Annotated in this window: 17 protein-coding genes; 9 read left to right on the top strand and 8 right to left on the bottom strand. The window is 66.2% G+C overall.

Features of this window, described 5'->3' with window-relative positions; genetic code table 11:
- Positions 1-20: 20 nt before the first annotated feature.
- Together D6B98_RS22485 and D6B98_RS22480 are read right to left on the bottom strand one after the other, a co-directional pair.
- A complete protein-coding gene (locus D6B98_RS22485; RefSeq protein ID WP_126259101.1) occupies positions 21-500 on the bottom strand; it encodes a DUF992 domain-containing protein in 480 nt (159 codons plus the stop codon).
- Positions 501-848: 348 nt separating this feature from the next.
- A complete protein-coding gene (locus D6B98_RS22480; RefSeq protein WP_126259100.1) occupies positions 849-2,051 on the bottom strand; it encodes a pyridoxal phosphate-dependent aminotransferase in 1,203 nt (400 codons plus the stop codon).
- Positions 2,052-2,710: 659 nt separating this feature from the next.
- Here D6B98_RS22480 and D6B98_RS22470 point away from each other — a divergent pair.
- From D6B98_RS22470 to D6B98_RS22455, 5 genes are all read left to right on the top strand, one after another.
- Positions 2,711-3,361, top strand: a complete 651-nt coding sequence (locus D6B98_RS22470) for a glutathione S-transferase family protein (protein WP_126259099.1) — start codon at positions 2,711-2,713, stop codon at positions 3,359-3,361.
- 159 nt (positions 3,362-3,520) lie between these two features.
- Positions 3,521-3,697, top strand: a complete 177-nt coding sequence (locus D6B98_RS40045; protein WP_164718788.1) for a hypothetical protein — start codon at positions 3,521-3,523, stop codon at positions 3,695-3,697.
- Between the two features lie 85 nt (positions 3,698-3,782).
- Positions 3,783-3,929 (top strand): hypothetical protein, encoded by a 147-nt coding sequence (locus D6B98_RS22465; protein WP_164718777.1) that lies wholly within the window; start codon positions 3,783-3,785, stop codon positions 3,927-3,929.
- Between the two features lie 125 nt (positions 3,930-4,054).
- Positions 4,055-4,864, top strand: coding sequence for a PAS-domain containing protein (locus D6B98_RS22460; RefSeq protein ID WP_126259097.1), 810 nt, complete (start codon positions 4,055-4,057; stop codon positions 4,862-4,864).
- Between the two features lie 71 nt (positions 4,865-4,935).
- Complete coding sequence (locus tag D6B98_RS22455) at positions 4,936-5,391, top strand: GNAT family N-acetyltransferase (RefSeq protein WP_126259096.1); 456 nt, start codon at positions 4,936-4,938, stop codon at positions 5,389-5,391.
- Positions 5,392-5,578: 187 nt separating this feature from the next.
- Here the strand turns inward: D6B98_RS22455 and hmuQ are convergent, their stop codons facing one another.
- The 3 genes from hmuQ to D6B98_RS22440 all read right to left on the bottom strand — a co-directional run bounded on the left by hmuQ (position 5,579) and on the right by D6B98_RS22440 (position 8,756).
- Positions 5,579-5,902: a heme-degrading protein HmuQ gene (gene hmuQ / locus D6B98_RS22450; RefSeq protein ID WP_126259095.1), complete on the bottom strand. Its 324-nt coding sequence runs from the start codon at positions 5,900-5,902 to the stop codon at positions 5,579-5,581.
- Positions 5,903-5,985: 83 nt separating this feature from the next.
- A complete protein-coding gene (locus D6B98_RS22445) occupies positions 5,986-7,206 on the bottom strand; it encodes a DUF1501 domain-containing protein (RefSeq protein ID WP_164718787.1) in 1,221 nt (406 codons plus the stop codon).
- Between the two features lie 2 nt (positions 7,207-7,208).
- A complete protein-coding gene (locus D6B98_RS22440; protein WP_126259093.1) occupies positions 7,209-8,756 on the bottom strand; it encodes a DUF1800 domain-containing protein in 1,548 nt (515 codons plus the stop codon).
- 114 nt (positions 8,757-8,870) lie between these two features.
- Here D6B98_RS22440 and D6B98_RS40925 point away from each other — a divergent pair, with 114 nt between their 5' ends.
- Entirely contained in the window at positions 8,871-9,068 is a 198-nt protein-coding gene (locus D6B98_RS40925; protein WP_126259092.1) for a hypothetical protein, read from the top strand.
- Between the two features lie 89 nt (positions 9,069-9,157).
- Here D6B98_RS40925 and D6B98_RS22430 read toward each other — a convergent pair whose 3' ends face one another.
- The 3 genes from D6B98_RS22430 to D6B98_RS22420 all read right to left on the bottom strand — a co-directional run bounded on the left by D6B98_RS22430 (position 9,158) and on the right by D6B98_RS22420 (position 11,039).
- Positions 9,158-9,856, bottom strand: a complete 699-nt coding sequence (locus tag D6B98_RS22430; RefSeq protein WP_126259091.1) for a glutathione S-transferase family protein — start codon at positions 9,854-9,856, stop codon at positions 9,158-9,160.
- A 176-nt stretch (positions 9,857-10,032) separates the two neighbouring features.
- Positions 10,033-10,263, bottom strand: coding sequence for a hypothetical protein (locus D6B98_RS22425; RefSeq protein WP_126259090.1), 231 nt, complete (start codon positions 10,261-10,263; stop codon positions 10,033-10,035).
- Positions 10,260-11,039: a sulfite exporter TauE/SafE family protein gene (locus D6B98_RS22420; RefSeq protein ID WP_126259089.1), complete on the bottom strand. Its 780-nt coding sequence runs from the start codon at positions 11,037-11,039 to the stop codon at positions 10,260-10,262. The genes D6B98_RS22425 and D6B98_RS22420 overlap by 4 nt, the downstream gene beginning before the upstream one ends.
- 232 nt (positions 11,040-11,271) lie before the next feature.
- Between D6B98_RS22420 and D6B98_RS22415 the strand changes: the two genes are divergently transcribed.
- The 3 genes from D6B98_RS22415 (at position 11,272) to D6B98_RS22405 (ending at position 12,815) form a co-directional block, all read left to right on the top strand.
- Positions 11,272-12,189, top strand: coding sequence for a LysR substrate-binding domain-containing protein (locus D6B98_RS22415; RefSeq protein WP_126259297.1), 918 nt, complete (start codon positions 11,272-11,274; stop codon positions 12,187-12,189).
- A 113-nt stretch (positions 12,190-12,302) separates the two neighbouring features.
- The gene (locus tag D6B98_RS22410) at positions 12,303-12,527 is read left to right on the top strand and encodes a hypothetical protein (protein WP_126259088.1); all 225 of its coding nucleotides are present in this window, start codon (positions 12,303-12,305) and stop codon (positions 12,525-12,527) included.
- A gap of 57 nt (positions 12,528-12,584) precedes the next feature.
- The gene (locus tag D6B98_RS22405; RefSeq protein WP_126259087.1) at positions 12,585-12,815 is read left to right on the top strand and encodes a hypothetical protein; all 231 of its coding nucleotides are present in this window, start codon (positions 12,585-12,587) and stop codon (positions 12,813-12,815) included.
- Positions 12,816-12,870 lie beyond the last annotated feature (55 nt).

The following is a 12,870-nucleotide window of genomic DNA, read 5'->3' as shown; positions in this document are numbered from 1 at the left end:
AAACACCCTCCGCTGGCCGCTCACCGCCCCGGGCGGAGTTCCAGGCTCTCGAGGCCGGCGGCGATGTTGAGGCCGACCTGGCCTTGCACGCTGAGCGGCTGGAGCGCGATCGAATTGTTGGAGCCGCCGACCAGCACGTTGCCGCCCAGGCCGACGCCGACCGAGGCGCTGCCCTGCGCGCCCACGTAATTGCCGGAGAGGTCGCCGGGGCCGAGCCGGTCGACCGGCGCGAACACACCCCAGGCCAAGGCCGTCTCCTGGGTGATGCCGATGTCGAGACCGACCTTGCGGATCGTCGCGACGTAGCGGTCCTCGGGCAAGCCATCGGCGCGCAGCACGCAGCCGAGATGGGTCACCGATCCCACGATGAAGCCGACGCTGGCGCCGCCGCGGCATTCGAGCACGCCGACCCGCGCCATCCGCTGCTGCGCGCTGCCGCCGACGCTGGAGGCAACGAGGCTGGCAGCGGCGAGCCCAGCGAAGATGAACGAACGGCGCATGAAATATCTCCGGCGTGATGTGATGCGAGCAGAGAGAGCGCCCGACCCGCGTTGCGCGTCTATGCCACAAGAGTGCTGGAGGTGCCAGATCGAGCACGGGGATTAGCGTGCAAACAATGAAAGGCCCGCCGGTGGCGGGCCTTTTCGCAGATATCTTGGGGTGGACAAAGCGACTTGTCCGCCATAGCTCGAAGAGCGACGGCGGAAGCGTGCCCACGCATTTTTTGCGATCCGGAGAGATGGTGGGCACGGCGCTAGTGTGCCTTTGCCCACCCTACGATTCCAGACTCGCGGAGAGAACTCCGATCCCACAAGAACGAGAAGAGGACACCGCTTGCCGCGACAGGCTTACCGCAGATTGCCGCAGAAGCGCTGGATGCGCTTGCAGGCGTCTTCGAGGTCCGACGTCTTGGTCGCATAGGAGATGCGGAACGCAGGTCCGAGGCCGAAGGCCGAACCCTGCACCACCGCGACGCCCTCGGTCTCGAGCAGCTCGGTGACGAAGTCCTCGTCGTTGCCGATCACCTTGCCGGACGGCGCGGTCTTGCCGATCGTGCCGGCGCAGGACGGATAGACGTAGAAGGCGCCCTCGGGACGGGGGCACTCGATCCCCTTGGCCTGGTTGAGCATGGAGACGACGAGGTCGCGCCGCTCCTTGAACATCTTGTTGTTGGCGGGGATGAAGTCCTGCGGACCGTTCAGCGCCTCGACCGAGGCCCATTGCGCGATCGAGCACGGGTTCGAGGTCGACTGCGACTGGATCGTCGACATCGCCTTGATCAGCTGCGCGGGGCCGCCGGCATAGCCGATACGCCAGCCGGTCATGCAATAGGCCTTCGACACGCCGTTCACGGTGAGGGTGCGGTCGTAGAGCTTCGGCTCCACTTGCGCAACCGTGGTGAACTGGAAGTCGTCATAGACGAGGTGCTCGTACATGTCGTCGGTCATCACCCAGACATGGGGATGCTTCACCAGCACGTCGGTGAGCGCCTTCAGTTCCGAACGCGTGTAGGCGGCTCCCGTCGGGTTCGACGGCGAGCACAGGATCACCCATTTGGTCTTCGGCGTGATCGCGCGATCGAGCGCCTCGGCCTGCAGCTTGAAACCGGTCGCGGCGGTGCAGACCACCGGCACCGGCTCGCCGCCGGCGAGCGCCACCATCTCAGGATAGCTGACCCAATACGGCGCGGGAATGATCACCTCGTCGCCCGGATTGATGGTGGCCATCAGCGCGTTGTAGAGCACCTGCTTGCCGCCGGTGCCGACGATGATCTGGTTCGGCTTGTAGGTGACGCCGTTCTCGCGCTGAAACTTGGCGATGATCGCCTCCTTCAGCTCGGGAATGCCGTCGACCGCAGTGTACTTGGTCTTGCCGGCTTCGATGGCGCGGATCGCCGCCAGCTTGATGTTGGCGGGCGTGTCGAAGTCGGGCTCGCCGGCGCCAAGGCCGATGACGTTGCGGCCCGCCGCTTTCAGCGCGCGTGCTTTGTCCGTGACCGCGATGGTCGCGGACGGCTTCACACGGTCGAGCGCAGCGGCAAGGAAGGACATCGTCATCTCCTGACAAGCGTCGTGAAACCATTCGCTTCACGACTCCGATTGTGGGAATGCAGCCACCCTAAAACGTGAGCCGCTGCACCGCAAGAAACTTCGGCCCGATCCGAGAAAGTTTACGGATCTGGAGCGGGTCGAGGCAGGATTCCCGCAATTTTCCGCAAACATGCCGCGCAAACCCCTCATATCCGGCAAGGCTTGTCCTCGGAGCAATTTCAGGCCGTTCGCGATCGAGCAGAAAGTCATGATGCCCGGGCTTGCCATCGTCGCTGGAGCTTCGCCGGCCCGACACCAAGTGGCCGGCGCAACCTTGGCGTGACCCGGGTCCTAAGGCACCCACGTTCCTCGAGCCGCGGTTGAAGACGTGGATGGCCGGGTCAAGCCCGGCCATGACGATGGGCAGATCTCAGCGCCCTCATCTCTGCCGCTCGGCCATTCACACAAACGCGCGCGAAGATACGCCCTCGCGTTGACGCAAGCGTGAACTGATTTGCATGGCCACGCGGAAATGATCTTCCGCCGCATTGCAATGCGGTAGGGTTTTCGAGTTTTTCTATCGGCTGACCCTTGCGGCGGATTCGCATCGGCATCATTGTTTAGCCGCGCTGCGGGGCAACGAGCGCCGCGTCTCCCGTCTTTCGGAATCGAACTCCAGAATGTACAAGCTCTATTCGATGCAACGCTCGGGCAACAGCTACAAGGTCCGCCTTGCGCTCGCGCTGCTCAACCTGCCTTACGAAGCGATCGAGGTGGACATTCTGCGCGGCGAGAGCCGCACGCCGGACTTTCTGAGCAAGAACCCGTCGGGACAGGTGCCGCTGCTGGAGGTTGGCGACGACCGTTATCTCGCCGAGTCCAACGCCATCCTCTGGTACGTCGCCGTCGGCACCCCGCTTGCGCCCGAGAATCGCATCGACCGCGCCGAGGCGCTGCAATGGATGTTCTTCGAGCAGCACGCGCTCGAGCCGAATATCGGTGCCGCCTATTTCTGGCTGTCGCTGGTCAAGGGCGGCCGCGACCTGCAGACCCATTCGCTGGAGGACTGGATGGAACGCGGCTATGGCGCGCTTCAGGTGATGGAGAATCACCTGAAGACCAACGCCTATTTCGCCGCGCGCCAGCTCACGGTCGCCGACATCGCGCTGTACGGCTACACCCACCTGGCCGACCGCTGCGACTTCGATCTTTCGACCTTCCCGGCGATCCGGGACTGGTTGAAGCGGGTGGAAGCCGCGCCCGGCTTCGTGTCGATGGACTGGCGGCCGGCCGACATCGACGCCCCCGCCAGCATCGCGGCCAGTGCATGACCGGCCCTGCCCCCTGCTCCCGGGAATAGCGGGTATAAAGGTATTATTTGCCGCAATGTGGCCATTTTCAGCAGGATAGCCGCCGCAATGTTGCCGGCTGAAACTGGGAAATTGTGGAAAGTTGCGGGTGATTCGCTCGCGCGTTGAAGGATTTAGACCATGACACGGGCGTCCGGCACGGCCGGCTTTCAGGGCCATCCCGCTACCGTCGCGTCTTCCCGGCTGACCAACGCGGTTGCGGCCTCACTCGCCGTCGCCGCGCTCTCGCTGTGCCTGATCGTCACCCTGACGGTGCTGTCGACCAAGGCGACCATGGCGATGGGCCTGCCGGTCTGATTCCCGTTTCATCCCGGTCCAGTCTTCAAGGCGCCGCATGCCCCGCGTCGGCCCGCATGGCGACAGGACGTTGATGAAATCACCTGTGGTAGTCGTTGCAATCACGTTGACTGCGGCCATCCTGGTCGCGGCGTCATTGTTGCTCGTCGTCGGCACCCGCAAGGGTCCGGGGACGTCGACGCTGAATGCGCCTGCGCTGCAACAGCCGCTCAAGCACGCGCACTTGGCTTAAAATCTTCCGAAAGCCTTACGCATGCGAGCAAGCGCGCCCTAAGCACACCGCACGAAAACGCATCGCAGCAGTGCAACGATCAGTCAGACTTGCGGCTTACCTCCTTCGTGAGGGCGAGACTGTCCATGCGCTTCGGATGGCGTGCGATCTCCGGTCCGGTGCTGACGGCAGCAACCCTGCTGCTGGCGATGCCGTTCGATCGGTTGATCCCCGCGCCCTCGCCGGCGCCGCTGCTCGTCGGCATCGTGGCGCTCGCCGGCGCAATGGCGGGTCTCGCCTCCGCCCTCACCAGCGCAGCCATCGCGGTGATCGGTGCAACGCTGCTCGTGCTCGGCCGCCACGGCGTTTCCGCTTCCATCGCCGACCTGGTCCAGCTCGGCGTCCTGGCCATCACCGCTGCCGGCACCGCCGGCATCACCGGCCTGATGCGCGAGCGGCTGCTCGGCACGTTCGCGGCCGAGCGCCGAAGCCACGCCACCGCCGCGCGGCTGTCGGCCGCGCTCGACCAGGTCGATATCGGCATCGTGCTGCTTGATGCCGAGACACGGGCCGAGTTCATCAACCGTGCGTTCCGCGATTATTTCGCCTTGCCGGACGAGATCGCCGACGGCAAGCCGCCGTTCGTCGCGCTGATGTATCACGGCCGCGACACCGGCGCGTTCGAGCTGCCCGAAGACGAACTGGGCACCTTCATCGCGCAGCGCATGGAGATGGTGCGGACCGGCGATGCCACGCCGATCAACATCGCGCTGCGCAGCGGCGAAGTGCTGCGCTTCGTCTGCGCGGCGCTGCCGGACGGCGGACGGATGCTCAGCTACACCCCGGTGACCGACCTCGTGCGTCACACCGATGCGCCGTCGCGCGCCGACTACTACCGCTCGCTGCGCGATCCCACCGGCCGCAGGCTGATCCGGTATCTGCGCGTCGCGGAGTGATGCAACTGCGCGATTGATCGCCGCGCCCATCATCCCGTATGAAAGTCGCTTCGTCGATCGCGGATATCCACATGTCGCTCACCATTCGCTCCGTCACCAGGCAGGACTACGATCAATGGCTGCCGCTGTGGGACGGCTACAACGCCTTCTACGGCCGCTCCGGCCCGACCGCGCTCGCTCCCGAGATCACGCGGATGACGTGGCAGCGCTTCTTCGATGCCTATGAGCCCGTGCATGGCCTCGTCGCGGAGAGCGACGGCAAGCTGCTCGGCATGACGAACTACCTGTTCCATCGCAGCACCACGGCGATCGAGCCGTCCTGCTATCTGCAGGACCTGTTCACGCTCGAATCCGCGCGCGGCAAGGGCGTCGCCTCGGCCCTGATCCATGGCGTCTACGAACGCGCAAAGCTGGCGGGATCGCCACGCGTCTATTGGCAGACGCACGAGACCAACCTCACGGCGCAGCGCCTGTACGACAAGGTCGCGGAGCGCTCCGGCTTCATCGTCTATCGCAAGATCTTCTGATCCCCGCGCACAGCCTGTGGATAACGATCCCTGTCACCCGCGCGTAACATAGCGGGACTACGGTGCAGCTGCGTCTGATCAGGCCCCCCGTCACCGGTCAAGCGCCTCAAAGCGGTCCCCGTCAGTCGCCGCGTCTGACTGGGGCCGCATTTTTTGTCGGCCTCGTCAGCCTGGCAGCAGCGCGGCGCTATCTGGCGCCGCGTCCCACCGTCTGCATCACCTCAAAACCTTCGAACTGGGGATGGCCGAGATAGAGCGGCTTGTTGTCGCCTGCTTTGTGATGCGCGGCGCGAAACGCCTCCGACTTGGTCCAGGCCTCGAACGCCGCGTGGTTCGCCCAAACCGTGTGCGAGGCGTAGAGCGTATGGTCCTCGGCTTCCGGCCCGCGCAGCAGATGGAATTCGACGAAGCCCGGCACCTTGTCCAGGTGCGTGTCGCGCGAAAGCCAGACTTGCTCGAAGGCGGCCTCGGAGCCCTTGGCGACGCGGAAGCGGTTCATGGCGATGTACATGGGTGCGGTTCTCCTGATGCTCGGCCCATATGTCGTCATTCCGGGACGCGCCGCAAGGCGCGGGCCCGGAATGACGGCCGCTGCTATGATGCCACCAATCCCTGCATCGGCTTCGCGCTCGCGCTATCCGGAAACACCGTTTCCGCCAGCACGCGATCGGACAGGCCGAACTGTCCTTGCAGCACGCCCTTGATCACCGAGCGCAGATCCGTGGTGGGCTTGAGGTCGCGGCCTTCGTGGAGGTTCGCAAGCTTGAGGCCCGGCCAGTCCGCGATGACGCGGCCGCCCTTCACGGCGCCGCCGGCAAGCAGCGCGATCGTGCCGGTGCCGTGATCGGTGCCGTCGGTGCCGTTGATGCGCGCGGTGCGGCCGAATTCGGTGGCGACGACGACGACGCTGTCGCGCCAGCGCTCTCCCAGGCCGCCCTCGAATTCGGCGAGTGCGCCGTCAAGCCCGCCGAGCAGGAAGGCGAGACGCCCCACAGGGCCGCCTTCATTGGCATGGGTGTCCCAGCCGTCGAAGGCGAGCGCGGCGATGCGCGGGCCGTCGTCCGCCGCCATCAGCTTGGCCGCGCCGCGCGCCACCTGGCGCATCTGCGCCACCGCATTGCCGGGCTTGCGTTTCATGTCGTCGCCGCTGGCGGCCTTGTCGAGTTGCAAGCCCTGCGACAGCGCCGTCGCCAGTGCGGGATCGCGGTGACGGTAGAGATCGACGAGGCGCATCGCGGTGTCGTCGTCCGCCTGCGGCAACGCCACCGGCGCCCATCCCACGGTCGGGGCGTTGCCCCGAAGCACCAGCGGCGTGGTGGGCCCGACCGCAAGGCCGCTCGATACGCGCTCGCCGCGCGGCAGCGCGTCCAGCGCGCGGTTGAGCCAGCCGGACTGCACGCGGCCCGGCCCGGCATAGCCGCTTTCGAGCACGTCCTGACCGTCGAAATGCGAGCGATCGCGATAGGGGGTCGCCACCGCATGGATCACCGCGGCGCGCTGGTCGCGATACATGCGCGAGAATTCCGGCATGGCGGGATGCAGCGCGAAGAAGGAATCGAGCGGGATCGCGGGATGGGCGCCGTCCGCGGCGAGCGCGATCGAGCCGTGCAGGCCGGCATAATCGGGATCGCCGATCGGCGCGACGGTCGAAAGTCCGTCGAGCGCGCCGCGCAGGATCACCACGATCAGCCGGGGATCACGCCCATCGGCTGCGCGTGCGAATTTCGGCAGGTAAGCCCAGGCCGCGAACGAGACGCCGCCGAGCAGGAGGCCGCGGCGCGAGGTGAGGAGCCGGTTCTCGACGCAGTCGATCATGATCATCTCCTCTGCATTTCCGGCGACATCAAGAGCAGCGCCAGCGCCTGCTGCCGCGACTCCGCCCGCTCGACGGTTCTGCGGGTTTCGATCGAGGCCGCATCGGCCGCCGCGAATTCCAGGAGGTCGAGCGGGTCGATATTGTTGCCGAGCCGCGCGCCCAGCTGCGCGGCGATATCGAGCCTGAGCTTGATCCCTTCTGGCGCAGCCCAGGCGGCGCTGGTGTCCGGGAAACCGTTCGGCCCTGCCGGCGACCACAGCGGCTGTCCGAGTAGATTGAGATTGTTCAGATAGGCGCCGGGGTCCTCCGGCACCCGCGCGAGCAGCCGTCCGCTCGCGACGAGGAAATCGTAAGGGCTGCGCATTTTGGTCAGCGGCGCTTTCCAGGCCTCGTCGGAATCGACCAGCGTGGTCGCAAGCGCCTTGAGATCGCCGTCGGTCCTGATGAAGACGTCGCGCAGCCGCGCGACCAGCGTTGGCGGCGGGTCGTCGGCAACGAAGTGACGAACGAATTTGGTGGCAATGAAGATCGCGGTCGAGGGATGCCGCGCGATGTCGGCGAGCGCAGCCTCGCCCTGCGCGAGCCCAGCCGGCTCGTAGGTCTTGCCGAGCAGCATCTGCGGTCCCGGCTGGTGCGCATTGGCGTTGAACACGAAGGAGCCGGGGGGCCCGAGCTGGCCCTGCCGTCCGGCGAAGGTCCAGCCGGTGATGATGCGGGCGAGCGAGGTGACGTCGTCCTGCGTATAGCCGCCACCGACGCCGAGCGTATGCAGCTCCATGATCTCGCGCGCGAGATTTTCGTTCAGGCCGCGCTTGCGATTCTGGCCGGCACGCGAGTCCGGGCCGAGCGATTGCTGGTTGTCGAGGAAGAACAGCATCGCCGGATGCTGCTCAACCGCCCTCAGCATGTCGGCGAAGCGCCCAAGCACGTGCGGCCTGATCGCCTCGCGCTCGAACGCGCCGGCCCAGATCCGCGCCAGCTCGCCCTTGCTCGCGGAGATGCAGAAATGGTTTGACCAGAACACGACGAGCCGTTCGGTGAAGCCGCACTCTGCCAGCGTCGCGCGCTGCAACCGCGCCAGCGCTTCTGTGCGGAAGGTCTTTTGGATCACGTTGAGCGGCTGCGGCGCGGGCTTTGCGGTTGGCGGCGCGGAGCCTTGCTGCATGGTCTCGGGCTTCGCCGGACTGTCGGCGGGCTTGGTCTCCGCCATCTGGCCGGCGATCTCCGTCGCGGCCGCATTCAGCGAGAGATTGCGGCGCGGCGCAGGCTTCTGTTCGGTCGGCGCCGGCATGTCGGCGGGCGCGGCGGTCCTCGCCGCCTCGCGCGCCTGCTTGACCTGATCCTGATAGGCGAAGACGGCCTGCCCGAGCTGCTGCGTCGATTGCAGACCGGGCGCCTCCAGCAACACGCCGCTTGCGCGCGCGAGCTCCGCCTTCACGAAGCCGCGCGGATCCGAGCTTGCGTTGACGAGATCGCCCGAGGCGCCGCCGCGGGCACCGAAGCCGAAACGGTTGAGCGCAACGAGCGCGGCTTGCGAATCGCGGGCCATCAATTTGTCCTTCGCGTGCCGGGAGCCGCTTTCCGAGTCCGCGCGCGACGCCTAATATACCGCAACGACCGATGAACCCGACATGAAAATCACGGCGAAGCTTCGACGCAAATCATGACAAAACCGAAAGAATCCTCGAGGCCGGAACCGCGCCGCCTGGCCTGCGCGCGCTGCGGCACCGAGTTTGCTTGCGATCTATCTGGCACGTGCTGGTGCGCGGAAGAAGTTGCGAAGCTACCGATGCCGGTCGCAGGCGAGGATTGCCTGTGCCGCGAGTGTTTGCGCAAGGCAGCGGCAACGGCAGCACCGTAGGGTGGGCAAAGCGCAGCGTGCCCACGCATTTTTGCGAATCGAGAGAGATGGTGGGCACGGCGCTTTGCGCCTATGCCCACCTACGAAGCCTACACTTGATGCCCCGGCGATTTCCGCGCCATGCCGTCGAACGCGTCGAGCAGCTTGTCGCGCCAGGCATAGATCGGATCATCCGCCTCCAGCAGCTTGAACGGGCTGACCACCCGCGCCCACTGGAAACCACCGAATACGATGTAGTCGGCGTAGTTCGGCGCCTCGCCGCCGATATAGGGCTGCTTCTTCACCGTCTGCCGCATCACCTCGAGCGACTTGCGGAAGCCGACCACGCCGGTGTCGCGGCTCGCCATGACCGCTTCCAGGCTCTTGCCGCCGAAGCGCGCCTCGCGCGACGTACGGAAATAGGCGGCGTCGATCTCGGCGAGATTGTTCGGAATGTCGGCGACGATCAGCGGAAAGATGCCGCCGACGATGGCGATGTCGCCGAAGGCGTTGATCATGCGCGCCATGGCGCGGCCGCCCTCGCCGCCGAACAGCGACGGACGGTCCGGAAAATGGTCTTCGAGATAGGTCGCGATCGTCCAGGAATCGACGATCGGCTTGTCATCGTGCAGCAGCACCGGAACTTTTTCCGAGCCGTGCGGCGCAAGCGCGCTCTTCTCGGTGAAGCGCCAGGGCAGCGATTCCGCCGACAATCCCTTGTGCGCCAGCGCCATCCGCGTGCGCCAGCAATACGGGCTGAACGGGCGCGAGGGGTCGGTGCCGACGAGTTCGTAGAGCTTGAGTGACATGAAAGGCCTTTCCTGCCAGCTCCTCATCCTGAGGAGCGCGGAACGCGCGTCTCGAAGGATGAAGGCCTGAGCTCGGCCTCGCCCTTCGAGACGCGCGCAAGATGCGCGCTCCTCAGGGTGAGGGTCTCCCATTCTGGATTGCTTCGCTTGCGCTCGCAACGCCGATGCGGAGGGATTTACCGCCCGTTGTTCCGGAGCAGCCGCTCGCCGCCTTCCGTCACCGCGATCACCAGCCCGAGGCCGGCAACCGTCTCGCGCGCGACATAGCCGCGCTCAGTGGCGTCTTCCCAGATGGTGAGGCGCGGGCACGAGGTCTTCCAGGTCGCGACCACCTCGGCATAGGCGCGCGGCTCGCGCGCGACCCATTCGACGAAGTCCAGCACCAGCGGATCGGCCGTCTCGCTCATTGCAAACCTCCCCTGTCGAAGGCGGCCAGCACGGGCGCACGAAGCAACAGCCAGCCGCCATAGGCGATGTAATAGCAGGCGATGGTGGTGATCAGCTTGTTCGACCAGGCGATGAACTGCTGGTCGGTCATGGCCTCCAGGATGCGCCGCGCCAGCGTGGTGCCGAGCATCGAGGCCGCGATCGCGACGCCGGCGAGCACGGGATCGAGGCTTGCGGCCTGATCGATGATGCCGCCGAAATAGATCAGCTTGGTGAAATGGCTGACGAGCTGGCACATCGCCTTCGTCGCCACCTTCTCGCGCCGCCCGAAATTGCCGCCGAGGAAGAAGGTGTCGAGCAGCGGGCCGGAGACGCCGGTCATCAGCATCAGGCCCATGCAGATCGTGCCGTAGACCGTGCCCTGCCAGAGACGGTCGGGATCCGGCTTGATGTTCGCGGGCAGAAGGCGCGCCATGAAAGGGGTGATGCCGAGCAGCAGCAGCGCCGTCGGCTTGTCCGGCACGTAGCGGGTGAGCGACCAGGCCGCGAGCGCCAGCGCGGCGCCGACCATATAATTCGCGACCGGCCGCCAGCGGATATGCGCCCGCCACAGGAACGCGCGCCAGCCGTTCGAGGCCATCTGCGTGATCGCGTGCAGCACCATCGCGGTCGGCAGCGGCATCAGGGCCAACAGCACGCCGATCAGGATCAGCCCGCCCGCCATGCCGAACAGCCCCGACAGGAACGCGGTGGCGACCATCAGCAATCCGAGGGCAGCGATCATGATGGGCGTCACGAGCAAAATCTCCGTGGTGCATGTAAGGGACGTGAGCTGCTTCCCCTCGCCCCGCTTGCGGGGAGAGGGTTGGGGTGAGGCAAGCGGGGAGAGGCGAAGAGGCCGCGCTCGCGCTCCAACAAATCAGCAGGAATTGCGCTCATTCTAGTGCCTCGCTTGCCCCTGCTTCGCAAACTGAGTTATCTTGGCCTGGCATCAGCTTTCCTGAGGGTCTTGCATAAGGGTCTTGCATTTGCGGCGGCTGCTGTTTCTCAACGGCATCAAGGCATTCGAGGCGGCGGCGCGGACCGGCAGCTTTGCCGCGGCCGGGCTCGAGCTGAGCGTGTCCGCAGCCGCCGTCAGCCGCATGGTGCATCTGCTGGAAGAGCGGCTTGGCGTCGCGCTGTTCGAGCGCAAGGCCAATCGCCTGGTGCTGACGCAGGCCGGCCGCGCCTATCAAAGCGGGCTGACGCCGATCTTCGATGCGCTGGCCAGCCTCACCGCGCAGGTGACGGCGCCGGCGAGCGTCCGCGTGCTCACCATCGGCGTCGGCCACACCTTTGCGATGCGCTGGCTGATCCCGCGTCTGTCCGAGTTTCGCAGCGAGGAGCCCGATATCGAGGTGCGCTTTACCACCGGCGGCGCGTCGGTGCCGTTCGGCGAGGACTGGAGCTGCGGCATCAAGCTCGGCACCGGCGACTGGCCCGGCCTCGTCGCCGAGCCGCTGTTCGCCGGCGACCTCACGCCTGTCTGCGTGCCCCGCCTCGCGAGCGGCCTGAAGCGCCCGGCCGATTTGAAGGGCCCGAGCCTGATCCGCGTCGCGCACTCAGCTGAGGACTGGCCGATCTGGCTGAAGGCTGCCGGCGTCACCCGGATCAACGCGCGCGGGCCGGAGTTTCAGTTCTACGGCCAGGCGCTGCAGGCCGCTGCCGACGGCCTCGGTATCGCCATGGGCATCCGCCCCTATATCGACGACGACCTCGCCGCCGGCCGGCTGGTGGCGCCGTTCGACCTCTCGGTGCCCAAGGGTATGCGCTGGTATCTGCTCTATCGCAGTTTTCAGACCGAGCAGCGTGACTTTGCCGCGTTCCGCCGCTGGATCATGCGGGCGGCGGCGGAACCCGCGGCCCGGCCGGGGAAGCGGATCGGCCGTATTGCGGCGCGGAACTAACGCTCGACGGCAAAAAAGCCGGCTGCTTTGTGAACGGCTTCACATCCCGGAGTACGCAAACGTGGTCCCCTGACCCTCCAACAAGACACGTACGAAACACTTCGGGGACGACCATGACGACCATCTACGACGGCTTTGACATCGAATCCTTCGAGGCTGGCAAAGGCCTCTGGCACGCCCGCATCCGCCGCGCCGATCTCAGCCCCCTCGCCATCGACGGCGTGCTGTTTCCGGCCGTGGAAGTCGGTTTCGCCTGGCCGGATCAGAACGCCGCGATCGCCGACGCCAAGCATCACATCGACCGCTTCCGCCGGCGGACCGACAGCGACGACGAATGAGCGGGCCGGACGGCAAGCCAACCAGGGACGGCGCAAGTCAAGAAGGGGCAACCGGCCATGTCAGTCATCGAATTCGAAGGCCCGTCGCGGCCGAGGATCTACGCCCGCGCTGTGCTGTCCAACTGCCCGGAATGCGACGGCGATCTCACCGTGCTCCGGGTGATCGGCGGGCGCGCCGGATGCGAGTACTGGACCATGCGCTGCACCGATTGCGGCGGCATCCACCTCGACATCCTCAAGCCCTATCAGGCGAGCGAGGACGGCGAGGGTCCGGCGCCGGCGGCGTAAGGTTCCTTCCTGCTGCCAACCTGCTGTCAGCAGCCTGCATGGCGACGGCCATTCG

It is taken from the genome of Bradyrhizobium sp. LVM 105, from assembly GCF_003957705.1.
In the GTDB taxonomy this organism is placed as follows: Bacteria; Pseudomonadota; Alphaproteobacteria; order Rhizobiales; family Xanthobacteraceae; genus Bradyrhizobium; species Bradyrhizobium frederickii.
This window is presented reverse-complemented; position numbering and strand designations above follow the sequence as displayed.

Coding starts and splice junctions, on each gene's coding strand:
- D6B98_RS22485 (WP_126259101.1), bottom strand. CDS start 500: ATGCGCCGTTCGTTCATCTTCGCTGGGCTCGCCGCTGCCAGCCTCGTT.
- D6B98_RS22480 (WP_126259100.1), bottom strand. CDS start 2,051: ATGTCCTTCCTTGCCGCTGCGCTCGACCGTGTGAAGCCGTCCGCGACC.
- D6B98_RS22470 (WP_126259099.1), top strand. CDS start 2,711: ATGTACAAGCTCTATTCGATGCAACGCTCGGGCAACAGCTACAAGGTC.
- D6B98_RS40045 (WP_164718788.1), top strand. CDS start 3,521: ATGACACGGGCGTCCGGCACGGCCGGCTTTCAGGGCCATCCCGCTACC.
- D6B98_RS22460 (WP_126259097.1), top strand. CDS start 4,055: ATGCGCTTCGGATGGCGTGCGATCTCCGGTCCGGTGCTGACGGCAGCA.
- D6B98_RS22455 (WP_126259096.1), top strand. CDS start 4,936: ATGTCGCTCACCATTCGCTCCGTCACCAGGCAGGACTACGATCAATGG.
- hmuQ (WP_126259095.1), bottom strand. CDS start 5,902: ATGTACATCGCCATGAACCGCTTCCGCGTCGCCAAGGGCTCCGAGGCC.
- D6B98_RS22445 (WP_164718787.1), bottom strand. CDS start 7,206: ATGATCGACTGCGTCGAGAACCGGCTCCTCACCTCGCGCCGCGGCCTC.
- D6B98_RS22440 (WP_126259093.1), bottom strand. CDS start 8,756: ATGGCCCGCGATTCGCAAGCCGCGCTCGTTGCGCTCAACCGTTTCGGC.
- D6B98_RS40925 (WP_126259092.1), top strand. CDS start 8,871: ATGACAAAACCGAAAGAATCCTCGAGGCCGGAACCGCGCCGCCTGGCC.
- D6B98_RS22430 (WP_126259091.1), bottom strand. CDS start 9,856: ATGTCACTCAAGCTCTACGAACTCGTCGGCACCGACCCCTCGCGCCCG.
- D6B98_RS22425 (WP_126259090.1), bottom strand. CDS start 10,263: ATGAGCGAGACGGCCGATCCGCTGGTGCTGGACTTCGTCGAATGGGTC.
- D6B98_RS22410 (WP_126259088.1), top strand. CDS start 12,303: ATGACGACCATCTACGACGGCTTTGACATCGAATCCTTCGAGGCTGGC.
- D6B98_RS22405 (WP_126259087.1), top strand. CDS start 12,585: ATGTCAGTCATCGAATTCGAAGGCCCGTCGCGGCCGAGGATCTACGCC.